Genomic DNA, 22,511 nt, shown 5'->3' on the forward strand with positions numbered 1-22,511 from the left:
CAGCAAATTTTCTCATAGTGGCTTATACTTAAGCTTATAACCAAGGGGATTGTGATGATTGATTTTAATTCTACGCAAAAGGCTAATGATGGCATTACTTCTTCTAGTACACCCGGCCAAGTAAAAGCTCTAATAGAAGAAGATAAACGGAATAAAGGCACGGAAATTGCTGGTAGGGAGACGGTAGATGTCGATAAGACTAGAAAAGAAGAGCAGCAGGATAAAAATGACTTAATTGCTGAAGTTAAAGATAACTTAGAAAAACTCAGTGACTTTATTCCAGTTACTGCAACAAATTTGATATTTGAATTTGATGAGTTGGGTGATCCGCCAATTATTAAAGTACTAGATAAACAAAGTAATGAAGTAATACGTGAGATCCCTACTAAAGAGTTTCGTGAAGTAGCTAAAGCTTTAGATGAATTTGCCGATAAACTTACCAATAAAGGTTTATTGTTTAATAAAACGGCTTAAAGTTTTTAATATACTAGGAGTATTGTTATGCCACTTATTACATCTGCAGGTATAGGTTCTGGTTTAGATTTAGAAAGTATTATTTCGGCGTCAGTTGCTGCAGAAAATACCCCTAAAATGAATGCTTTTGCCACAAAAGAAGAGTCGCTAAATGTTGAATTATCGTCTTTGGGTGAAGTAAAATCAGCTATGTCAAAACTTCAAGAAACGATTGAGAAGTTAGCAGACCCAGACAACTTTGATAAGCGAATTGCGAATATCACTCAACCCACTGGTGATAACGGTGACCTGATATCTGTAACTCCGACATCAAAAATAACACCAGGAAACTTCAATGTCGAAGTAGTTGCTTTGGCTCAAGGAAGTCGAGCAGTTTCTAATGACAGTTTATTTTCTTCTACAGATGATGTGGTTTCGGCTTCAGGTGGTACATTATCCTTTGCAGCAGGAGATGATAGTTTTGACTTGACCCTAGATGCAGGAGCAACACTTGCTGATTTACGTGATGCAATTAATGATTCTGATGATAACTTTGGTGTTACAGCGAATATCATTAATACAGGTACTGAAGCAAAGCTTGTACTTACCTCAAACGTAAGTGGCGCAGGGAACGATTTAGTTATCACTAATGATAACGCTGAACTCGATAATATTTCCACAGTTGCAAATGGCGGCGGGGCTGGTGGAATCGCAATTGCAACAGGTGATGAAGCAACCAGTGCAGTTATTAAAGTCGATGGCTTATCTATTACAAATGATACCAATACATTTAAAGATGCAGTTCAGGACATGACAATTGTTGCTAAGCGCAAAAGTGTGGATAATGAAACAGCAAAATTGTCAGTTGAATACGATAAAAGTAGTGTGACTAAACTAGTTGATGAGTTAGTTACAAATTACAATAACCTAATAGGGCAAATAGGTTTGCAGACCCGTGTTGATAAACCTCTCAATGGAGATTCAACGATACGTTCATTTGATGCTCAATTAGTAGGAACTCTTTCTACCGAATTAACAGATGCTGGTCCTTTTTCAAGTATCTTTGATATTGGCTTAGGTATTGATAAAGATGGATACTTAGAAAAATCATCTTTAGTTCGTAGTCTAAGTGAAGCTATGGATGAAAACTTCGATGATATTGGTAAGGCTTTTGCGGGTGAAAATGGTCTAGCAACTAAGTTTGAAGCTTTGCTGAGTAATTATGTTGATTCAGATGGGATTATGAAGCAGCGTGAAAATAGTTTAAACGAGCAATTAGATGAATTAGAAGATGATGTGATTAATCATGAGTATCGAATGGAATCACTTGAAGCTCGTTTACGTGAGCAGTATGCGGGCTTAGATGTACTGCTAGCTCAAATGCAATCAACACAAAGCTATTTAAGTGCACAATTATCAAGTTTGCCAGGATTTACTAAATCCTCTTAACTTACCTTTTTTAATTATATTTAACACGCAAAATAGGTGACTCATGTATAACGCGAGAGTAAAAAATTACCAAAAAGAAGCCCTCAAAACACGTGTAGCAGGGGCTGATCGCTATGAAATTATTCAAATGTTGATGGCGGGAGCTATTGAAAAAATGGTACTTGCAAAAGTGGCGATTGATAAAAAACATCTAGAGGCCAAAAGTGAACATCTATCAAAGGCATCTGCAATTCTTGCTGCATTACGTGATTGTTTAGATTTTGAAGTTGGTGGTGAAGTAACCGAAAACTTATTTTCACTATATTCTTACATGATTGAGCGCTTAATTGATGCTAGTATTCACAATGATGTGAAAATTGTAGATGAAGTATCTAATCTGTTGAAAGAAATCAAATCAGCGTGGGATGCCATTCCTGCCGAAGTACGCAACCAAACATTTGCTGAAAACAGTGCTCATGCAAGCTAAGCTAGAGCAATTAGAAGGCCAATTAAATTTATTAAAGCGACAAGTAGCTGAACAGAAAATAGAAAAGTCAACGGCTCAGCTTGAGCTTTTTCTTAATTCATTAAAAGATGTATTTAGTCAGCCTCATAAACTTAATCAGCTAGAGCAAGTGCGATTACAAGAGATGAACCAACAACTTATTACACTGTGTCAACAGCTTCAAGGCGCAAAAGACTCAAGTAAAAGTAACCTTTCTAATCTAATGAAAAACAAAAAGAAAGTTGGATTATATAACCAGCTTAAGTAGGCTATCAATGACTCTTCCTCCGAATTTTCAAGAGCAAATAAACGATATAGAACAAAAGCTTTCTGAGGCGCAAGCCCATGAATTGAGAGAACAGCAATTTGCTATAGAGGCGAATGAGCGCTTTACAAAAAACTTAGCTGCATTTGAACATTATTACCCAGACGTTTTTAAAGCTCTTCAAGAGTTTCAACCTCGCGAAGATTTTTGTATTCATGTCACCAAGTCTGGACACGGCAATTTTGTGCCGCGGGATAAAGAAGCTCCTTTGTATGGGGATGACCCAATCGAGCAGGTTCGGAAGCAGGTGTCAGAAGAAATCAAGAATCCAGTTTTTACTTTGACTGAGTACACTAAGTACAACCCAAATAATACAGACTTGAGGTTGCATATTAGATATATGCAAAGCTTAGGAAAGCTTATGCACGAGATGAAGGTTGAAGGCGAGCCTGAATTATTGGAAAGTTTACCGAATACATTTCCAACAGCATTACTATTTGGGCTTGGTTTAGGTTATCAAATTGAGTTGCTAATGGAGCATACGACGTTTGATTATATGTTCATTGTAGAGCCTGATTTTGAAGTCTTTTATGCTAGCCTTTATTGCATAGATTGGTTTTCTATTATTCAAAAAGTTGATGAAAATCGAAATTGTTTGTTTTTGCATATAGGCTCTACAGAACAAGAGCTAATAAATGATTTAAATTCAATTGTCGAAGATGTTGGTGCGTATTCTATCGTACGTAGTTTTTGTTTCCAACATTACAAGGATGAAACTTTATCAGCTTTAATGGCGAAGTTTTATTCAGATTATTTCCGCTTCCAATTTGGATTCGGTTTCTACAACGACGCAATTACTGGTTTAGCGCATTCATTTCAGTTATTGAAAAAAAATACATCATTCTTTGATGCTCAAGCAACAAAAATTGATTCATTAAAAAAAATCCCCGTGTTTATTGTAGGTAATGGACCTTCACTTGATGAAGCAGAAGAGTTTTTAAAAAACAATCATAAAAAGGCAATTATTTTTGCCTGTGGTACGGCTCTTGGCTCATTAACCAGTATGGGTATTAAAGCTGATTTTCATATATTAGTTGAACGCCCATATAGAAACTATCAAGCTGTACTTGATATGGCTAGCTTAAATGTTTTCAAAGAACTAAACTTATTGGCACTGAATACTGTATACCCTGATACAGTCGATTTGTATAAATGGGCTGGTCTTGCATTGAAAGGGAATGAGGCTGCAACTGATTTTATAAATATAATGCTAGCATTACATGGATTAGGTAGCTATATGACGGCTCCATTTTCGAATCCAAATGTTGCAAATGCAGGACTATCTTTTGCCTTATGCTTTGGCTTCAAAGATATATATCTCTTTGGTGTTGATAATGGTGTTGTAGAAACTGAGCATCATTCGAAATACAGTATCTACAATTACGAAAAAAAGACTGAGTTTAGATACTTTCCAACAAAAGTAGGTGAACACCTTCTTCCAGGTAATTTTAATAAAACAGTTAAAAGTAACAGCATTTACGCTACTTCAGTGAAGCAACTCGAAGATCTTATAGAGTATAAACCAGGTGCTTCCATATACAATGTTGGTAATGGAGCTGTTATCAAAGGGGCTAATGAAACATATGTCGAAGATCTTATGGAGCTACACGGTGATTTAGAGAAAGAGAAGTACATCAATGAAATCAAGGAAAATTTTAAGTTACTGCCTATAAAAAATATTAAAGAGAGTGATGTACTTATCGATAAAGCCATAGAAGTTGGGGAAGAGCTTCTTGGGTTGGCAAAATCTGATTTTTCAACAATCGAAGAAGCTAACGAATTAATTAAAAGGCAACAGAGATATCTTTACTCTTTTAGAGGAAGCATATACAGCCATATTTTTCAAATATTTAAAGGTAGTTTACTTTATTATCACTGCCCGATGGTTACTGTATTGTATAAGTACAAAAGTGAAGTTGATTGCCTAAGTGTTTATGCGCAAGTTAATGAGCTTTGGAAAGCGTATTTATCCGAAATCATTGAGCATTTAAAGAGTGAACCTATGGCGAAGTGTGACTGGGCTTTTTATGATCATATGAGGAAATAAATCAGTGAAAATCTGATATTATTAATATGCCTTTTTGAAATGTTGATAACTTTACTATAGTAATCATAAAGATATTTTTATCTTTTAAGTCATACCTTGCTATTTTTTATAAAGTAAATTTTTTAAATTTAAAGCTTATAATGGTAAGGTTTATTGGAGAATAGCTTTTTGAAATTAAGTGTTATTATACCTGCGTATAATCTTGAAAAATATATAAGTGAGTGTTTGTTTGGAGTGCTAGAACAGGTTACTTCATTTTCATTTGAAGTTATTTGTATAGATGACTGTTCAAGTGATGGGACATGGGGACTATTAGAAAAGCATTCTAAAGAATACACAAACTTAAAAGTCATAAAAAATAGCTCAAATTTGGGGTTAGCAAAAACTCAAAAAGAGCTACTTCAACTTGTAACTGGTGAATATATAGCTTACCTAGATGGTGACGATGTTGCATTACCAGGGAAACTACAAGGATTAGTTGACTATATGGATGATAACACTTCATGTGCATTGGCATACCATGAAGCTGAGGTATTTGATTCAGATACTGGTGATACACTAGGCTTATATTCAAAAGGCTTTTACAATGCTAAATACGTGCCTCAACGTGCGACGGTGGAGCACTTCATAAAGTTTGGTTGTTTTGCAAATGCAAGCTCAATTATTTTCCGCCGGCATGGAAGCTTGTTAAATGCTATTGAAGAGAGCTGTAAAATTATCTTAGATTATCCATGGCATATATTAAACGTACTATATATCGGTGGCTCAGTTGACTTTATAGATAAAGTTTATGGGCGATATAGAATTCACAACCAAAGTTTTGGTGGTCAAACAAGAAGAAACCCAGAGAGAAGGGTTCAATCTATGAATGATCAAATCTTAGCCGTCAAAAACGCGAGAAAATTTGGAGTTGCTCAAGAAGTAATTGATAAAGGTATTGCACATCATCAGTTTGCAGCAGCGTTGTATTTTTTAAAGCTTCATGATTTTGTGTGTTTTCAACAATATGTAGGACCAGTAGGTCAGCAAGCAATATTTTTTGATGAAAGACATATTTTTGCTTTCGCTAACAGAGAGTATCCTGAACTAGTTTTACAAAAATTATTCCCCGAACTGGTGTGTGATAGTAATGTTTAGTTGGAAAGGCAGAGAGTATGATGTATTAGTTATTGGCGCTGGCTTTTCTGGTGCTGTAATGGCTGAAAGGTTCGCTTCACAAAAAGGGTTTCGTGTTTTAGTTCTTGAAAAAAGAGCTCATATTGGTGGGAATTGTTACGATAAATTAGATGAAAATGGCATTAGAATTCACCAATATGGACCACATTTATTTCATACTAGCCATGAAGATGTTTGGAGCTACTTAAATAAATTTACTGAATGGCACCCATATGAGCATCAAGTTCTAGGTTTTATTGATGGAAAATTAGCTCCCGTTCCATTTAACCTAAACTCAATAGATGCCTTCTTTCCAGAAAGTCATGCTAAAGAGCTTATTAGCCGTTTGCTCGAAAGGTATGAGTTTGGAGCAAAAGTACCAATTTTAGAGTTATTAAGGACAGATGACTTAGAATTAAAAAAACTATCTGAATTTATATATAACAAGCTATTTTTAAATTATACATGTAAACAATGGGGCTGTAATCCTGACGAAATCTCTCCAGAAGTAACAGCTAGAGTGCCTGTTGTAATTTCAAGAGATAATAGGTACTTTCACGATAAATACCAAGCAGTCCCTTTAAATGGTTATACTGGATTAGTTGAAAATCTATTGGCACATGGAAATATTAAAGTAGATAACAGTGTAGATGCTACAAACCTTCTCTCGCTAAAATTTAGTGAAAATACTATTATATTTGATGGTAAGCCCTTTAATGACCCAATTATTTATACTGGAATGTTAGATGAGCTTTTTGATTTTACTTTAGGGGAGCTTCCTTATCGCTCTCTCAAATTTAAGTTTGAACATCATAGTTGTGAAAAATTTCAACCAACTACTACCGTAAACTACCCTAATGACGAGGCGTTTACCAGAATAACTGAATTTAAGCATATAATGCCAGAAGAGCAATCGAATCTGAGCGTTGGCAGCACAATTGTCAAAGAATACCCGCAAGACTATAACAGAGAAAATCCTAGTAAAAATATTCCTTATTACCCTATTTTTAATGACGAAAATGAGCTTTTGCATAAAAAGTATTTGAAAAAATTAAAAAAGTATAAAAATTTAACGTTAGTAGGGCGCTTAGCTCAGTACAAATATTTTAATATGGATGATGCGGTAAAGAACTCTCTAGATACATTTAGTATACTGAAGGAGAGGCTCTGATGTACTTAACATCAATTAGTATTAATGACCTTCCAGATAGCTATGTACTTGTAGGTACTGGAGGGTTTACTGAGTGTTTTTTAAAGTTATTAGAAAATACTACGTTACCTCGCCCACATGTAATTTTAGACCTCAATACACCTCATCGTCATGATAAACAGTATGGTGTTTCTGTTTTAGGTTTTGAGCAGTTTGATTCCAACCTTTCAGAAAATATAGTTTTAGGATCTGACGTTTATCAGATTCAGTTAATAGATAAATTTAATGCACACTTTAATACTCTTGTTAGTTTTATAGATGTTTCTAATGATGTTCAGGTTTTCAATAACAAAACACATTGTTTTAATCATGAGAGAAAAATTACATCTGATTATGCTTTGTTTTTTTCGGTTGGTTCTAAATTTCCTTTAACAAAGTGGCTGGGAAACTTTTATCAATGGTTAAATATTCAGGGTGTGCATTTAGTTTCAAGGCATCCAATGGAGTACGTTTCTGAAGAAGAATTAAAAAGTGCTAAGGCTATTATTCTATGGAATGGTGAAACTCCTCATTTTTTAAGTTTAAAGTCTAAAATTAGCAGCCTAGGCTTATTGATTACATATTCAGAATGCGGTCACTTTCCTCAACATGAAAATTACTATTTTGATAAAAGAGGCGTTAACTATAACTCACAATTATTAAATGATGATTTAAGTTGGGTTGATAAGCATGATTATAAAGTTATGAAAACTGTGCGTGAACATTTTTTTAAGGGTTATAAAGGCAATAATGAAGACTATGTTTTTGTGCCATTGCAAATCGAGTCAGACTCTAACCTACAAAATTACTCTAGATTTAAATCAGGAATGCAAGAATTTATAGATTTTATAGAAAAGCTTTATCCACAAAAAAAATTGATTTTTAAAGCTCACCCAAGAGATATGTATAAAAATAAGTATCGTTTTAACCATGGAACCCTTTCTAATTTAGATACAAAGGAATTAATCGTAAACTCTTCTTTTGTACATGGAATTAACTCAGGGGTCTTATTCGAAGCAGTGCTTTTTGGAAAGAAGGTAATTGTTGAGGGCGAGTGTTTATTAAATCATAAATCTGCAACGATGGAGGATGTTGTAGCTGCTATGCTAAGCAGACAAAAAAACATAAAAGATGCTCGATTCACTGCTGAGTATTTAGATAGGTTTACAAATTTTACTGGAATACGTTGAGCTAAAAATGAATTCAATCACTATACAATATGCTTCAAGAAGTAAGGTTACAATTATAAAAAATGAATCTACTGAATTGTTCACAACACTAGCATGGCATGTGTCGAAAAGTATCTCAAATTGTGGGGAAATAATAAGTGATAATCATTTACAATATTTAACTAACATGGAAGCTGATTCGTGTCTAAATGATCTCCATAATGCACTGAATATTGGTGGTACTTTAGAGTTAAATGTCCCTGATTTTAATTATGTAGTCAGCTTATGGCAGGAGGCTACTTGGAAGGAAGCCGAAATCCGTAATCCACATTCTGCAGCAAGTAGCAGCATTAAAGGGATTTTTGGAGAGCAGCCTAACACTAATCCTATGCTAGAAAATTATGACAACAAATTGTTGGATAGCTTTCACTCTTGCTATTCTAAAGCAAGATTGAAGTTTTTGTTAGAGAGAGTTGGCTTTACTGATGTGCAAGTTACTTCTAATGCTGGCTGCTTGAACGCTATTGCTAATAAAACAATGAATAAAGGTGAACGTCAAATATCAACCTCATTGGATAATATTAGACCTGACCACCTCAATAGATATGAATTTGCAGCTGACTTTCTGAAGAACAAGTTGTCGCTTAAAAAAAATGCAACGCTAAATATTCTTGATTTAGCATGCGGAATTGGTTACGGCTCTTGGATTTTGGCAAACTCGCTAGATGCCAGTGTAACATCTGTAGATGTAGATTCTGGAGCTATTGACTATGCAAAAGAATATTATCAGCATGAGAAAATTAAGTATTTATGTGAAGATGTCAAAACGTGGTCAGAAGTAGACAATGAAAGTTTTGATGTAATTGTATCTTTTGAAACAATTGAACATATCACTTTTGATAAATGGTTATTAAATAGATACTTTCAACTTTTAAGGCCGGGTGGGCTATTAATTGTTTCAACACCTAATGAGACATATATGCCTTTTGATAAACATATGTTTCCTTTCCATGTAAAGCATTACACAAGCGAAGAAATCTGTGGCCTTTTAACATCTTGTGGTTTTGAAGTTATCGATGAGTTTATGCAGCTGGATAACAAGACCGGAAAAATAGAAAGAGGTAATAGTGGTGTATTCTCTTTATTACTTGGTAGAAAAAAGGAATTATAGGCAAGTATGCTATTCTCTGTTGTAATTCCAGTATTTAATAGGGTGTTAGAGCTTGAGAGGGCCTTAAATTCAGTTGCTTCTCAAACATATAAACCTGAAGAGGTAATAATCATAAATGATGGCTCTGAACTGCAATATACTAAAAAGATACAGTGTTTAATAAAAAACTATGCTGAGATAAATGTTAGACTGATAACTTACCCAAACAATGTTAATGGTGCATATGCGCGCAACGTAGGTATTAATAACGCTAAGGCTGAATTTATTTGCTTTTTGGACTCTGATGATGAGTGGGAAATAGATAAACTCGATAGAATAAGGTCATTACATGTAAATAATCCTCAATGTCAATTTTTTTATAACCAATATCGAAATGTCATAGCAGGCAAAGCTCGAGAACCTTTGCCAGTTAAAGGAATTTGTAAGGATCAGTCTGTAGCTGAATATACTTTCATTAGTAATCAAGGAAAGTCAGGCATTCAATCTAGCTGTATTTGTATCAAAAGTAATTTAGCAAAGCTTATAAGATTCGATGATAGCCTAACAGGACATCAAGATTGGGATTTTGCCATTCGCGCTTTAAGCAACTGTGATGACGTTTTATTCATAGAAGAAGCCCTTACTCTAAGGCATGTAGATGGTTCTGAAGAAGGGAAGGTGTCTACAAGTCTAGCTTATGATTTCTCCTGCTCACTTATTAAAAAACTAGAAAATTATTTTAGTATTAAGGCTATGGCTGCATATGCGCTTAATATTCTTTTGCCTAAAAAATTATTTTCAAATAAATCATTGATTTACATTAATAAATATGAAGTGTTGGCTTTTGTTTTTTATCCATTTGAATTTATGTCTGAGTTTAGAGCTCATTATTTGTTTAGGAAAAGATACACTAGAATACTAAGGCTTTGTAAAAAGAATGATTTTAATAAAGTAATTTTAGTTGGTTGGAATAGCTATAGCCGGTACATTGAACAGCAGATGGTAAAAAGTGGGATAGAAGTCGTGTGTGTTATTGATAAATATAAGCGCATATCCTCACATAATTCAGTAAATGTATTAGGGTATGATGTTTTAAATACTGACTTAACCAAAGATGTTAAATGTGTTATTACTGTAACTGATCTTCACCATGAAAGTATGGCGGCTGATGTTCGCAGTTATCAGCCAAAAACTAGATTAGAGTATTTCTAAATCTAATAAATATATTATTTCCTCATGTAGCCAAAAAATAACCCAAATACAAATGAAATACTTGCCATTTTATAAACACATGCATTACAGCTTCTAAACTTTTTAAAATCCTCGTAAGGAGAGAGTTTATGTAATTTTTGAATAGAATATCTCTTTAAGTTTTCATAATCTTTTTTCTTATTGTATATTTCCCAGAAATCTCTTCCCAAGGCAAACTGTTTTTTCCATGACCATACTATAGACTGTTTTTTCAAAGGTGTAAGATGTATCATTTTCCATAGTTTACTAAACCCAAGTTTATATCCAGCCATAGCTAAGTTTCTTTGAGTATGTATTTCTTCACCATAGCTAATTTTATTATTACTCATACCTATGTCAGTAGGAAAGCCACCAACAGACTTCAAAGGTAAAAGTTTGTAAGCTGCAATACCTCCAGAAAAATATGAAGTTTTTAATATACCTTCAGACTCATCTTTTGGAAACATGTGTACGTTGGTTTCAAATTCATCATAAAACCATGCTTTTTTTCCTTCGGCATACCAAGGAGTGTATAAGCCCCCAAAAGCATCAAACGGATAAGAACTTGCAATGCGATTAAGTTGAATAAGCCAATCATCAGCTACCAGAGCATCATCATCGAGGTAGACAATCCATTCTGTGTCACAATGACTTATAGCTGCATTTCTTGCATTGCCTAAACCAACCTCAGTACAATTTATAGAATCAATTTTTTCATTTTTTTCACTAATAAACTTTATATATGAAGCCGTGTTATCTGTTGAGTTATTATTGACTATTAATAGTTTTGATTCATTAGATTGGTTAATTAATGTTAGTAACTGCTCTACCGTTTTTGATAGATACTTAACCCTATTTCTTGTACATATTACAATTGTATACTTATGGGATATAGAAGATGTTTTTGTCATAGGTAAAGCCTAATTCTTCCAACATTTTACGTGCAAAGAAGTAATGGTATGTTGTTGTTATTAATACTATATCACTGTCAGGGGTGAGAAGGTGCGGTGATAAAATTGGTAGTTCAAACCTTGAATCATTTTTCTTAGTAGGAGATAAATCAATAACTCCTTTTAATGGAAGTGTTTCCTTTAGATAGTAATCATTTAAACAATGAAGAGTTTCACTACCAGCACTATATAAATAGTAGCTTTTATCTTTTTTAAAGGGGATTAGGTCTAGAAAGCTATGAGCTCCTTTGTTGTTTGAATGTTCTACTTTATTAACTCTAAGATCATTACTTTCTACCCTTAGATCAAAAGTTATTATATTTTCAAATACTTTGCCTTTTATTTCTTTTCCTTTGTACTCTAATGTTGCTTCGTTTTTTGATAGGCCTTGAATACTTTTGTCAAAAATAAGGCAAATACAACCAAGAGATTTTAATCTTAAAGTATGCGTTGTAGATTTTTTTTCTATTTCGGCACCACAACAAATAAAGTGTATTTCAGCTATACTTGTGGGAAGTCTCAGATAAGCGGTATCTTCATATACTTCATAGCCAAGTTCTTTAACATAATTAAATTGGTAGTTTTGTAATGCTAGATCTATGGATGGAATTTTAGTTTTCCATTTAGAGAGTACAGATGTATTTTTTTTATGTACTCCTTGCTCTTCACTCATAGCAGTATCTTGAGCATGTGATATTCGTTTCGAAAGTGGGATCAACATACTCTGGAAATAACTAACATTTAAAAAATTTGATAACTTTCTTAAGGTTTGCTCAGGAATTGAGCAAAGCTGCTCATATTGTATTGTTGTGTACGGATTTCCACTTTCCTCTACAACTTTAGTAATGTTAAGTAAATCTTTTCCAGAGTTGTAATGACCAATACCTGTACTCAATAGGGATAAATGAAGATCTCTGGGATCTCTCAAAAGCAAGATTACTCTAGCTTTTGGGTAGAGAGCTATTAAATCCTTTATGTATGGTATATTCCTTGTGCCGATAAATTGAAGCCCCCACTTTTTACTTTTAACATCATCAAACAATATTGAGTGGGATGCTTTTATAGCTTGCCACCACAATGAAAGTGCTGGTAAGTGTTGGGCTGAAATATCATCAACCTCAAAAAAACGGTGGTATTGAAGTCCTGCACTTTTCATATGTGGAAACCAGTGAACTTCATCACTTAAATGGAGGCTAGGATGACTGTTAACAATAGATTGGAACAAGGTAGTACCACAGCGGCCTAAGCTAAAAAATAAAAAATGAGGCTCATTAATTTTATTCATGCAAAGGTCTCATTTGGAAGTGACCATCAGTATGAGTTTCATTATCATCATAATACTCTGCGCTTATAAGTTGCCATTCATTCATATTTGCTAAGAAGCGCTGAGTTCCATCAAAATATGGTAATTTTTCGAGCCCATACTTTTGTTCTCTAGCGAAGGCGTTTGAGATAATAAGTAAGCCATTTTGCTTAAGAACAGCTCTAATAGAAGCAAGAGTTTCTTCTATATCGTCGACTATATACCACAATAACTGGTTCAAAATTACAACATCCACAGTTTTTCTAGAAAACTGTGAAGACAATTCCTTTGCGTTGCAAACGAAAAAGTTAGGGTCAGAAAATAACTTTTGAGCTTTAGTTATAGCTGTTTGACTTAAGTCTACACCAAAGACTTCTGATGTCGGGTGGTGAACTTTTATTTGGTTTGTAAAATGTCCTAAACCACAGCCAACTTCTATAATTAAGCTTTTTTCTTCTTTATTATCAATTTTATTGAGAATTCTCTGTCTTGATTTTTGATAGTATCTTGCCATATCACCTTGGCCACTTTGGCACCAAGGGTCTTCATCTGCTTGATAAAAGCCTTCAAAATTACCAATAAAGTCTAGTTTGCCATTAGTATTTTTGAAAATGTAATCCTTTGAATCTGCCATAATTTTCCTAACTTTCAATTGAAGATGTAGCGATGTAATCTGATAAAAGTGATTGTTCATTACAAACACTTAATTTTATCCCATTTGGCTTTAACACCACTCTATCGATAAGATTGATATATGTAACTATATCTAAGCAATTTAACTTCTCAGTGATCTTTCTATCGGCACTGGCATGGATTTTTGTTATATTTTGATTCCATTGAGCTATTTCATAGTCTCTGCGAACAGCCTCTCTTACTCCGGAGTATATGCCCTCTTCGTCATCTTGTTGATTCCAAAAATAGTCGCTATTCCCAAGATCTACACCCAAAAGTCGAATGTCTTTATATCCCAATTTACAAGCAAAATGTATAGCGCAGTCTAAATTAGAAGCATGATGAATCAACGGGTGATTATTATCTAAGAAGTGTCTTTTTAAATAGGATTCTATAAATTTTTCTTCTCTAGATTTGAGTACCAAAGGGGAATAGAACTTAATCCTAGAGGCATTATTAGGCTCTAAGCTATTTTGGTTCTGTAGCAGGTGGCGTATATGGACAAGCACAGATTCATTATGCCTTGTAGAATTATTTATTAGTTTGCTTTCAATTAAGCGGAAAGCTTCACTAGATTTACCTAGTTCTACAATATGTATGTCAGGACTAAAATGGTGGTTATAGAAATAATTTACACCGATTGAATAGTTTTCTTTTATTTGTGACCAATTTTTATCCGATAACTCATTTATGCTTGCGCCACACCCAAGGATATATGCAATATCACCTTTGGTTGTAATATGATCAAAATCCTTAAATTCTTCGCCTTTTAAAATATTAGACTCCTTTAAGAACATTCTCGAAAGAAATCTATCCCACTTGATTTCTTGTAACTGCTTATGACTAATATTCTTATATTGACCAAGTAGTATGCTTAATCTTGACAACATACCATATGATTTAAATAAAAAAGGTGCATACCTTCGATATGTTTTAGTTTTGAAAGATAGGCTTTTCATTTTTACAAAAACTCACATGTTTCAATACAACTTGATATTATGGCCTCTCTAGCTAACCTGAATTCGGGTTCTTTATGCTCAAAAGAAGGAAGAACAATTCCGTTTGTTGGCCAGAAAATCTCCTTTTTATTAATTATGTCCTTAAACGTTTTTTGTAAAGTAGCTGGCATTTCAAGCTTATCTCTTTCAGCTCGAGACTTAAAAGGTTTATCTGTGAATGCAAGCCTCAAGAATGGGCCATTGGAAATTATTTTGAATGGTAAGTTTTTGTTTAGTAACTCGGAATTTATAGTGTTTTTGAAGGTATCCGATTCAGTATTAAAAGAAGTATAATTTTTTTGTATTAGCTGCTTTAATGTTGCAGTTGCAGCTACAGCCATCAAAGGGTTTGCAGAATATGTTCCACCTGTAATCACTGCGTTTTCAGGATTCCCAAAACTCATTTGAGATACTTTTTCATTTATAACAGTAAGCCCAACCGGTAAGCCTCCTGCGAAAGATTTTCCATATGTAATAATGTCTGGTCTCAAGCCTAATTTAGGTGATGCCCCAGAGAGTGAAACTCTAAAACCTGAAATGATCTCATCCGCAATTATTAAGATGTTATGTTGTGCACAAAAGGCTGTTAATTTTTTAAGAAACCCTGAAATATTTCTTTGTGGGTTAGAGCCTTGGATCGGTTCTATAATAATTGCAGCTAACTTTTCTTTGTTTCTTTCTAAGGTTTCGAAAGTTTCATCACAATTATAAGGAACAATTAATCTATCTCTATTAATTGATGCAGGTATACCAAAGTTTAATGCTTGCTTATCTAGATCAAACCGTGACCCTGAATCATGTAATGTCCATTCATTTGAACCATGCCAGCCGCCTTCAAATGAGGCGATTAATGATTTGCCTGAGGCTAACCTAGAAATTCTTATTGCTTTTTGAGTTGCTTCAGTTCCACTATTACTAAATATATAGTCTGAATATTCAGAGGGAACTACTTGCGATAGAAGTTCACAAGTCTCATGTATATATTGATTGTTTGAAAGGTAAATAGTGCCTTTACTCACCTGGCTTTGTATTGCAGAAACTATTTCAGGGTTAGAATGACCTAAAAGTTGAGAACCTGCAGCCATACATAAATCAAGTAGTTTTTGACCTCTTTTGGTATAAAGGTATGCACCTTTAGCTTTAACTATTTGATTTGAATCTTCGTTTGACTCATAGCCAGCGTGTCTAAGGGTGTAATTCATGATCATCTTACTTTTTGAGCTATAACAAAAATATTACCAGCTAACTTGCAGTCACTTAGTAACTGAGAAAAGCCTGACGCAAATTGTTCATTATAAATTTGGGTTTGTAAAAACTCCCCAATAGAGTTACTGGAGTTTTCTAATAGAAATTTTTGTACGTATGAAACATCTAAAGAGCCATTTAATGTAAAGTAATCGACTAGTTTAAACCCTGATTTTTCAAGTAAGACATTAATAGAGTCAAGATTGAATAGGTTTATATGTCCTGGTGGCAAAATTTGTACATGCTCAGTACCTGCAATTTGCCACTCGAAACTTGAGGTATTTGGAGTTGAGAAAAACCAAAAGCCATCGTCTTTAAGTACTTCACTGATACTTTCAGAGAGAGCTATAGGATCACGTATATGCTCAATCGTATCCCACATTGTAACTAAATCAAAAGCCTGAGGGTTATTCAAGTTCTCTATTAGAGTGGTGTATATCTCAATATCGGGATAGCGATATTTTAATTTATTACATGCATCTACGCTGGGATCACAACAAGTTATATGGAAGGGCGAAGCATCTCTTTTTAGGGCTTCAATAAAAATACCAATTGCACTACCAACATCTAGTAATTTACCTGATGAGATATAGTTTTTAATTTTTTCAATACGTTTGGTGAATATCGGAACTCGATTTTCGAAAGACTCTTCAAAAAACTCATTTTCGAACTCCTTCATTTCACTATTGTAATAAATCTCTAGTTGCTCTTCGCTAGGCATAGGGTTACAAAAAATATGAGAGCACTCTGAGCACTTATCAAGATTAAAGCCAAATTTCTCAGTGAAATGAATTAAACTATTGCTGTTACAAACTGGGCAGCAATCCAAAGACTCTGAATTTTTTGTTTGACTTAAAATCCTCTCAGCAACCTGACTCATCATTTCTTTTAGCTTTATTTGCTTTTTTCTGGTGTGAACTTGGTCAAAAGTTATATTATTTGAATGATCTTTTGTCATAGTTTAAGTTCCCAATGCTCTTTATGCTTGTACCCGTGAAGAGTGCCATCTGTATTACACTTATGGCATGGGTCACATGTTCTTGATCCTTTTAGAAGCTTCTTTCGATAGTTATTGAATGCTTGCCCTTGCCAAACATCTAATAAACTTTGACCGGCAACATTTCCAAATTTAACTTTCTTATTCCAATCTTGCATGCAGAGTAATACATCTCCATTCCAGTCGATTGTCATTGAGTAAGCCGTGTAATAGCATGGGTGGTTGGGGATTATTTCAGGTTGTTCTCCTGTTTGAATCGTGCCTGCTCTGTTTGTTAGCTTTAAACCAAAGTCATCCTCACCAGTATGCCATCTATCTCTCAATATATATTCATTCTCAGATAACCCTGATTCGGCAAAAAGACTTTTAAAGTGTTCAATTTGCCCTGGGCCATCATACATACTTACAACGAAATAATTTAGCCCAGCTGCTTTTAGCTTTTGTATATAGCGAGGCTTTAACTTATCGCCATTTGTAACCATTTCAAGGCGAATCTCTTTAGGAAAAGCGGCTATGATTTCCTCAAAGTGCGGACATAAAGTAGGCTCAGAGTACCCTGAAAATACAACAACACCTTTATAGTTTAATTCTAGTAGTTCTTGCCCAATTTTTCTTGCTATTTCAACGGACATGTGTAGGTTTTGATTCGGATAGATTGAATCATCAATCCTCGGACAAAATTCACATTTTCTGTTGCAAAGCTCTGTAATATTAATATCTAACCAGCTAAAAAGAGGCACATCATCAATAAATTGAACATCGTCGATATAAGAAGATTTTCTTCTAAGGTTACTTTTGGTCGCTTCGTTGAGCATAATTCTCTCTTTTTTTAGCGCTATACAGTATACAAACATGCAAGCATGTTTGATGCCATTTTGTCAGTTTGACCCAAACTTTACTGTTAGATAGTAAACACACTTTTAGAGTAAAAGTTAAATCACGCTTTGTTCTCTAAAAGTAATTGATTTCTTCACAGTTTGAAAGCTAGTTAAGAAAGAACAAGAAGTTACAGTGTTGTTTTTAATTGCTAAACTTTCAATTGAATATCAATTTGAGTCTCAGTTAATATTTATCGGCAATAGTTTAATTTTCTAAATGACCTAGGCTATTTTGTTACCATAAAGACTGCTTCTAATGATTATTTATTTGAACGACAAAATTCACCTTAAACTATTTTAAGCCTAAATTTCAGTTTATCATATAGTAGCGGTCGTTTCAGAATGTGATTGTATCATGGTTTTTTGTTTTATTTTCAATGTGTTGTGATTTTTATTAAAGAAAGGTGTTTTGTGAACCTAAACTAAATATTATGACTATTTAATGGGCGGATTGAGTGAAGGTAAGTGCAGTTTTAAATATAGCAATCTATGCAAATGCAAGCCAGCAAATTGGCTATGGGCATGTAATGCGCCAAATAGCGTTGATCGAAGTGCTGCTTAACAAACAGCATAAGGTCACACTTTTTTACCGTGATTTAGCCCCTCAGTTGCATGGAAAACTCATCGGGATGGGAGTGCTTCTAAAGTGTGTTATAGATGAAGTCGCTCTTGTAACCATGCTATCAAAAGCCGATATTTTAATTGTCGATGATTATGCTCTATCAAACGAAACAATAATTAAGTTAAAAAATACCGTAAAACAAATTGTTATATTTGATGATGGCACGTATCAGGAGCCATTAGAATTTGATTTAATCGTGAATCCTAGCGATGTAGTCGATACAATTCATAAAGCGCCTAAGGTGTTACAAGGTTTAGATTATCGGCTAATAAGAAGTGAGTTTAAATCGCATAGAACTCGCGAAAGCGTTATTGAAAAGAGTGTCTTCATTAGTTTAGGTGGTACGGATGTCAAAATGTTGACTCCAGAGCTGTGCAAGCAATTTGTTACTAGCAGTGATATTACTAAGCTCGTTGTTGCAGTAAGTAGCGGTTGTTCAGAAAAAACGCTGACTTTGCTGAACAGTTTACAGCAAAATGATAAATTTGAATTACACATTAACCATCCAAATCTAGCTAGATTAATGATTGGAGCTGATATTGCTATTACGTCAGCTGGGGGGAGTTTGTACGAATTAATGTATTTAGGCGTACCAACGATTGCTTTAGCTTTGGTTGATAATCAATCTCAAGCATTAGACTCACCATTAAATAATACGGCTTATCAATGCATTGATTTTAGAAATGAGCAAGCTGACTTAGCTAATGTGGTAAAAAAGGCTTTATTTTTGCTTAAATCAGCCGATACAAAGAAACAGCTGTCACTTCATGGCCAACAGGCAATTGATGGTTTGGCAGCAGAGCGCATTATTGAAGCGCTGAATTAATTAAATAATGGTCGAAGTAATATAATGAAGAAATTTGATGTAGGGCAACTACAAAAGCACATTACTATTGATGGTATTAAAATTGGTGAAGGTTGCCAGCCTTACACTATTGCAGAACTCTCAGGTAATCATGGCGGTAATATTGATAATGCACTCGCGTTGATCGATGCTGCTGCGAAAACGGGGGCAAGTGCAATTAAAATACAAACTTACCGCCCAGATACGATTACACTTAACCATGATGGGCCAGAGTTTGTTGTTAAAGATAAACTTTGGAAAGGCCGTACTTTATATGATTTATATGAAGAAGCACATACTCCGTGGGATTGGCATGAAGCGTTATTCGCACGAGCAAAGCAACATGGCATTACACTTTTTTCTTCGCCATTCGACAAAACTGCAATTGATCTGTTAGAAGACTTAAATTGCCCTGCATATAAAGTTGCTTCGTTCGAAATTACAGATATAGGTTTGATTCAATACGCGGCTCAAACAGGTAAGCCAATCATTATGTCTACTGGCATGGCCACCCTTGATGAAATTGAAGAAGCTGTAACAGCGGTAAAAGAAGCGGGTGGTAAACAGTTGGCAGTTTTACACTGTGTCAGCGGTTACCCGACACCAATCAATGATTGTAATTTATCAACCCTTGCTTATTTAAAACAACACTTAACACTTCCTGTTGGTTTAAGTGACCATAGTCTAGCCGATACCGCTGCGATAGCATCAGTTGCACTGGGGGCGAGTATTATAGAAAAACATTTTAAATTAGAAGATGATACAACAAGTGTTGATGCTGCGTTTTCATTAAGCCCTAGTGGTTTTAAAGCGATGGTTGATGCAACAACTGCAGCGTATTGTGCGCTTGGTGAGCCTAGCTTTCGCTTAGCGAAAAGCGAGCAAGATAATGTCGCATTTAGACGTTCTTTGTATATAGCGCAAGATATTAAACAGGGTGAGTTATTTACTGAAACAAATTTACGCTCAGTTAGACCCGGCCTTGGTTTACATCCACGTTATTTAAACTCAATGCTAGGTAAGCCTGCTAGTAAAGCATTGAATAAAGGTAGCGCGATGAAGCTGGAGTATGTTCAGAAATGAAAGTGATTGCTTGCTCACAAGCTCGGTATGATTCCAAAAGGCTACCAGGAAAAGTGCTACAAACTGTTAATGATCAATCGTTGTTGCAATACCATATAACACGTCTTAAATCGGCAAAAAATATTACCGAACATGTAATTGCAACGAGTGATCATAATAATGACGATGATGTTGCTGTGCATTGTTTAAAACTAGGAGTCAGGGTTTTTCGCGGGAGTAAGCTTAATGTGTTGCAACGCTTTTCTGATGTTGTGCGGGTGCTTGGTTTGGATGATGATGATCGTATTGTACGTTTGACTGCTGATTGCCCGTTAGTAGATGCTCAACTTGTTGATCAATTAATCGCTTATCATCTTGAGCGAGGCGACGATTATTCGAGCCTGTACATCGGCGAGCATATCCGTGGTTTTGATGCAGAGATAATGTCAGTTAAGGCGTTAAAAATGGCAGCAAAAAATGCTGTGGAAGATTATCAAAAAGAGCATGTAACGCCTTATTTGTATCAGCATCCAAAGCAATTTAAAGTTAGTCAATATAAAGCACCATGTGATTATCAAGGCTATGCGCGATTATGTATTGATGAGCCAAGAGATTTGCAGATGTTTACACAGTTAGTGGCGGCTTACCCCAGTGATATTAGCGTAGCTAAGTACATTGATATTTTAGATTTTTTTAAATCACACCCTGAAATAGCTTTACTCAATCAAGATGTAAAACAAAAAAAGTTAGGAGAATAACGTGCGTCTTTCTCGATTAGCAAGTTATGCGGTACAGCTAAGGGAAGTTAAAGAAAGTGATTGTGAGCGCGTTTGGCAATGGCGAAACCTTGAGCATGTTCGAACCCAAATGAAGAATAGGGGTGCTATAGAGTGGCAGCATCATCAACAATGGTTTAATTCGATGCTTGTAGATGATAAGCAGCAGCACTTTATTATTCATTATAAAGCCACAGCAATTGGTGTAATTAATATTCACGCAGAGCACAACCTTGAAATTGCCGAGTCGGCGAGTATCGGTATTTATATTTCTGATACACAATACCTAAATAATATACTGGCCTTTGCGCCGTCTTTAGTTATGCTGGATTATGCGTTTAATGATTTGAATATGTTATATTTACACTCAGAAGTAAGGCGGGAAAATCAGGCTGCAATTCGCTATAATCAACAACTTGGCTATCAGCTCAAAGAACACCCAAGTGATAATCATATGCTCAGCATTTCACTCAACCAATCAGAGTTTGAGCAAGCAACAACTAAAATAAAGCACTTTTTAAATCGAGGTTAATGTGTCATTAGAAAAGCTCACCACTGCATTTGTTAACGTATTAGAGATCACACCAGAAGAGGTGTGCAATGAACTTAGTTATTCTGAGCATCCTAAATGGGATTCAATGAGCCATATGATGTTGATTGCAGAGCTCGAAGGCGAATTTGATATTATGCTTGATACGGATGATATTATAGATATGAGCTCATTTTTAAAAGCCCAGCAAATTTTAGCTAAGTACGGAGTGTCATTTGAATAAGAGCGCTACTTACACGTTGATCACAGGTGCTAACAGTGGCATAGGGTTTGCCATTGCAAACAATCTTGTGGCGCAACATAAAGCTGTAATTCTGGTTGCTCGAAATGCTGAAAAGCTAAACATGGCGCGCGAGCAATTACTATTAAGTCATTCCATGGCAAATATACTCACAGAGATTACTGATTTAGGCGATAGTGCAGATATAAAACAACTTTTTAGCTCTATTTCTCAGCAGAAAATTAATCTTGAAGGGGTCGTGCATTGCGCTGGTGACATGCTTGAAGCTCCCTTGATGATGAGCCGTGATGTGCAGATTGATCAACAATATCAAATACATTTAAAAGCAGCTCTATTACTTTGTCAAGGCGCTAGTAAACTGATGCTTCGTAAAAAGTGCGGTAGTATCGTGTTAGTTAGTTCTGTTGTTGCAGAGCAAGGTAGTAGCGGTCAAGTTGTCTATGCAAGTATGAAAGCCGCTATTAAAGGGTTGGTGACAAGTTTAGCGCAGGAACTAGGAAGTTATAATATTCGTGTTAATGCTCTTGCCCCAGGAGTGATTGAAACACCGTTAGTCGCTCATTTTGATGATGTAAAGAAACAGCAACTCAGTCAACGAACCGCACTTAAACGTTTAGGACAAGGTGAAGATATCGCTAATGTAGCGGCATTTTTGTTAAGCAGTCAAGCGGCTTATATTACGGGTCAAACAATTGCGGTTGATGGCGGATTAAGGTTGTAAT

At 35.0% G+C, this 22,511-nt stretch carries 23 protein-coding genes; 16 read left to right on the forward strand and 7 right to left on the reverse strand.

Annotated elements, in window-relative coordinates; all coding sequences use genetic code 11:
• The first annotated feature begins 54 nt into the window (after nt 1-54).
• The 10 genes from AAEU30_RS05205 (at nt 55) to AAEU30_RS05250 (ending at nt 10,633) form a co-directional block, all read left to right on the forward strand.
• Nucleotides 55-474 (forward strand): flagellar protein FlaG, encoded by a 420-nt coding sequence (locus AAEU30_RS05205; protein ID WP_421959619.1) that lies wholly within the window; start codon nt 55-57, stop codon nt 472-474.
• A 27-nt stretch (nt 475-501) separates the two neighbouring features.
• Complete coding sequence (fliD, locus tag AAEU30_RS05210; RefSeq protein ID WP_421959620.1) at nt 502-1,902, forward strand: flagellar filament capping protein FliD; 1,401 nt, start codon at nt 502-504, stop codon at nt 1,900-1,902.
• Between the two features lie 43 nt (nt 1,903-1,945).
• A complete protein-coding gene (fliS, locus tag AAEU30_RS05215; protein ID WP_002959405.1) occupies nt 1,946-2,368 on the forward strand; it encodes a flagellar export chaperone FliS in 423 nt (140 codons plus the stop codon).
• Entirely contained in the window at nt 2,358-2,654 is a 297-nt protein-coding gene (locus AAEU30_RS05220) for a hypothetical protein (protein WP_421959621.1), read from the forward strand. Before fliS ends, AAEU30_RS05220 begins: the two co-directional genes overlap by 11 nt.
• A 7-nt stretch (nt 2,655-2,661) precedes the next feature.
• Nucleotides 2,662-4,758, forward strand: a complete 2,097-nt coding sequence (locus tag AAEU30_RS05225) for a motility associated factor glycosyltransferase family protein (RefSeq protein ID WP_421959622.1) — start codon at nt 2,662-2,664, stop codon at nt 4,756-4,758.
• Nucleotides 4,759-4,926: 168 nt separating this feature from the next.
• Nucleotides 4,927-5,895, forward strand: coding sequence for a glycosyltransferase family 2 protein (locus tag AAEU30_RS05230; RefSeq protein WP_421959623.1), 969 nt, complete (start codon nt 4,927-4,929; stop codon nt 5,893-5,895).
• Nucleotides 5,888-7,084, forward strand: a complete 1,197-nt coding sequence (glf, locus tag AAEU30_RS05235) for a UDP-galactopyranose mutase (protein ID WP_421959624.1) — start codon at nt 5,888-5,890, stop codon at nt 7,082-7,084. Before AAEU30_RS05230 ends, glf begins: the two co-directional genes overlap by 8 nt.
• Nucleotides 7,084-8,292, forward strand: a complete 1,209-nt coding sequence (locus tag AAEU30_RS05240; RefSeq protein WP_421959625.1) for a capsular polysaccharide export protein, LipB/KpsS family — start codon at nt 7,084-7,086, stop codon at nt 8,290-8,292. The genes glf and AAEU30_RS05240 overlap by 1 nt, the downstream gene beginning before the upstream one ends.
• A 7-nt stretch (nt 8,293-8,299) precedes the next feature.
• Nucleotides 8,300-9,442: a class I SAM-dependent methyltransferase gene (locus AAEU30_RS05245; protein WP_421959626.1), complete on the forward strand. Its 1,143-nt coding sequence runs from the start codon at nt 8,300-8,302 to the stop codon at nt 9,440-9,442.
• A 6-nt stretch (nt 9,443-9,448) separates the two neighbouring features.
• The gene (locus tag AAEU30_RS05250) at nt 9,449-10,633 is read left to right on the forward strand and encodes a glycosyltransferase family A protein (RefSeq protein ID WP_421959627.1); all 1,185 of its coding nucleotides are present in this window, start codon (nt 9,449-9,451) and stop codon (nt 10,631-10,633) included.
• 14 nt (nt 10,634-10,647) lie between these two features.
• Here the strand turns inward: AAEU30_RS05250 and AAEU30_RS05255 are convergent, their stop codons facing one another.
• Genes AAEU30_RS05255 through AAEU30_RS05285 form a run of 7 tightly spaced genes read right to left on the reverse strand, consistent with a single transcriptional unit; the run spans nt 10,648 to nt 17,631 of the window.
• Nucleotides 10,648-11,562, reverse strand: coding sequence for a glycosyltransferase (locus tag AAEU30_RS05255; protein ID WP_421959628.1), 915 nt, complete (start codon nt 11,560-11,562; stop codon nt 10,648-10,650).
• Nucleotides 11,534-12,886: a sulfotransferase gene (locus AAEU30_RS05260; RefSeq protein ID WP_421959629.1), complete on the reverse strand. Its 1,353-nt coding sequence runs from the start codon at nt 12,884-12,886 to the stop codon at nt 11,534-11,536. The genes AAEU30_RS05255 and AAEU30_RS05260 overlap by 29 nt, the downstream gene beginning before the upstream one ends.
• A complete protein-coding gene (locus tag AAEU30_RS05265) occupies nt 12,879-13,538 on the reverse strand; it encodes a class I SAM-dependent methyltransferase (RefSeq protein WP_421959630.1) in 660 nt (219 codons plus the stop codon). The genes AAEU30_RS05260 and AAEU30_RS05265 overlap by 8 nt, the downstream gene beginning before the upstream one ends.
• 7 nt (nt 13,539-13,545) lie before the next feature.
• Nucleotides 13,546-14,535 (reverse strand): hypothetical protein, encoded by a 990-nt coding sequence (locus AAEU30_RS05270; protein WP_421959631.1) that lies wholly within the window; start codon nt 14,533-14,535, stop codon nt 13,546-13,548.
• Between the two features lie 2 nt (nt 14,536-14,537).
• The gene (locus tag AAEU30_RS05275) at nt 14,538-15,776 is read right to left on the reverse strand and encodes an aminotransferase class III-fold pyridoxal phosphate-dependent enzyme (RefSeq protein ID WP_421959632.1); all 1,239 of its coding nucleotides are present in this window, start codon (nt 15,774-15,776) and stop codon (nt 14,538-14,540) included.
• A 2-nt stretch (nt 15,777-15,778) separates the two neighbouring features.
• On the reverse strand, nt 15,779-16,777 hold the full coding sequence (locus AAEU30_RS05280; RefSeq protein ID WP_421959633.1) for a class I SAM-dependent methyltransferase: 999 nt from the start codon (nt 16,775-16,777) through the stop codon (nt 15,779-15,781).
• Entirely contained in the window at nt 16,774-17,631 is an 858-nt protein-coding gene (locus AAEU30_RS05285) for a radical SAM/SPASM domain-containing protein (protein ID WP_421959634.1), read from the reverse strand. Before AAEU30_RS05285 ends, AAEU30_RS05280 begins: the two co-directional genes overlap by 4 nt.
• A 518-nt stretch (nt 17,632-18,149) precedes the next feature.
• On the opposite strand from AAEU30_RS05285, the gene AAEU30_RS05290 reads away from it, so the two are divergent.
• Genes AAEU30_RS05290 through AAEU30_RS05315 form a run of 6 tightly spaced genes read left to right on the forward strand, consistent with a single transcriptional unit; the run spans nt 18,150 to nt 22,510 of the window.
• Complete coding sequence (locus AAEU30_RS05290; protein ID WP_421959635.1) at nt 18,150-19,142, forward strand: hypothetical protein; 993 nt, start codon at nt 18,150-18,152, stop codon at nt 19,140-19,142.
• Nucleotides 19,143-19,166: 24 nt separating this feature from the next.
• Nucleotides 19,167-20,243: a pseudaminic acid synthase gene (gene pseI, locus AAEU30_RS05295; RefSeq protein ID WP_421959636.1), complete on the forward strand. Its 1,077-nt coding sequence runs from the start codon at nt 19,167-19,169 to the stop codon at nt 20,241-20,243.
• Nucleotides 20,240-20,980, forward strand: a complete 741-nt coding sequence (locus AAEU30_RS05300; RefSeq protein WP_421959637.1) for a cytidylyltransferase domain-containing protein — start codon at nt 20,240-20,242, stop codon at nt 20,978-20,980. The genes pseI and AAEU30_RS05300 overlap by 4 nt, the downstream gene beginning before the upstream one ends.
• A gap of 1 nt (nt 20,981) precedes the next feature.
• A complete protein-coding gene (locus tag AAEU30_RS05305) occupies nt 20,982-21,530 on the forward strand; it encodes a GNAT family N-acetyltransferase (protein ID WP_421959638.1) in 549 nt (182 codons plus the stop codon).
• A 1-nt stretch (nt 21,531) separates the two neighbouring features.
• On the forward strand, nt 21,532-21,771 hold the full coding sequence (locus AAEU30_RS05310; RefSeq protein ID WP_087530897.1) for an acyl carrier protein: 240 nt from the start codon (nt 21,532-21,534) through the stop codon (nt 21,769-21,771).
• Nucleotides 21,764-22,510, forward strand: coding sequence for an SDR family NAD(P)-dependent oxidoreductase (locus AAEU30_RS05315; protein ID WP_421959639.1), 747 nt, complete (start codon nt 21,764-21,766; stop codon nt 22,508-22,510). The genes AAEU30_RS05310 and AAEU30_RS05315 overlap by 8 nt, the downstream gene beginning before the upstream one ends.
• Nucleotide 22,511 lies beyond the last annotated feature (1 nt).

Origin of the sequence: Pseudoalteromonas mucoides (assembly GCF_049257175.1) — a bacterium.
Lineage (GTDB): Bacteria > Pseudomonadota > Gammaproteobacteria > Enterobacterales > Alteromonadaceae > Pseudoalteromonas.

Bases quoted from the DNA above. Each gene is read 5' to 3' on its own strand.
- AAEU30_RS05270 (WP_421959631.1), bottom strand. From the start codon at position 14,535: ATGAAAAGCCTATCTTTCAAAACTAAAACATATCGAAGGTATGCACCT.
- AAEU30_RS05225 (WP_421959622.1), top strand. From the start codon at position 2,662: ATGACTCTTCCTCCGAATTTTCAAGAGCAAATAAACGATATAGAACAA.
- AAEU30_RS05245 (WP_421959626.1), top strand. From the start codon at position 8,300: ATGAATTCAATCACTATACAATATGCTTCAAGAAGTAAGGTTACAATT.
- AAEU30_RS05250 (WP_421959627.1), top strand. From the start codon at position 9,449: ATGCTATTCTCTGTTGTAATTCCAGTATTTAATAGGGTGTTAGAGCTT.
- AAEU30_RS05300 (WP_421959637.1), top strand. From the start codon at position 20,240: ATGAAAGTGATTGCTTGCTCACAAGCTCGGTATGATTCCAAAAGGCTA.
- AAEU30_RS05240 (WP_421959625.1), top strand. From the start codon at position 7,084: ATGTACTTAACATCAATTAGTATTAATGACCTTCCAGATAGCTATGTA.
- fliS (WP_002959405.1), top strand. From the start codon at position 1,946: ATGTATAACGCGAGAGTAAAAAATTACCAAAAAGAAGCCCTCAAAACA.
- pseI (WP_421959636.1), top strand. From the start codon at position 19,167: ATGAAGAAATTTGATGTAGGGCAACTACAAAAGCACATTACTATTGAT.
- fliD (WP_421959620.1), top strand. From the start codon at position 502: ATGCCACTTATTACATCTGCAGGTATAGGTTCTGGTTTAGATTTAGAA.
- AAEU30_RS05275 (WP_421959632.1), bottom strand. From the start codon at position 15,776: ATGAATTACACCCTTAGACACGCTGGCTATGAGTCAAACGAAGATTCA.
- AAEU30_RS05220 (WP_421959621.1), top strand. From the start codon at position 2,358: ATGCAAGCTAAGCTAGAGCAATTAGAAGGCCAATTAAATTTATTAAAG.
- AAEU30_RS05255 (WP_421959628.1), bottom strand. From the start codon at position 11,562: ATGACAAAAACATCTTCTATATCCCATAAGTATACAATTGTAATATGT.
- AAEU30_RS05260 (WP_421959629.1), bottom strand. From the start codon at position 12,886: ATGAATAAAATTAATGAGCCTCATTTTTTATTTTTTAGCTTAGGCCGC.
- AAEU30_RS05265 (WP_421959630.1), bottom strand. From the start codon at position 13,538: ATGGCAGATTCAAAGGATTACATTTTCAAAAATACTAATGGCAAACTA.
- AAEU30_RS05205 (WP_421959619.1), top strand. From the start codon at position 55: ATGATTGATTTTAATTCTACGCAAAAGGCTAATGATGGCATTACTTCT.
- AAEU30_RS05285 (WP_421959634.1), bottom strand. From the start codon at position 17,631: ATGCTCAACGAAGCGACCAAAAGTAACCTTAGAAGAAAATCTTCTTAT.
- glf (WP_421959624.1), top strand. From the start codon at position 5,888: ATGTTTAGTTGGAAAGGCAGAGAGTATGATGTATTAGTTATTGGCGCT.
- AAEU30_RS05280 (WP_421959633.1), bottom strand. From the start codon at position 16,777: ATGACAAAAGATCATTCAAATAATATAACTTTTGACCAAGTTCACACC.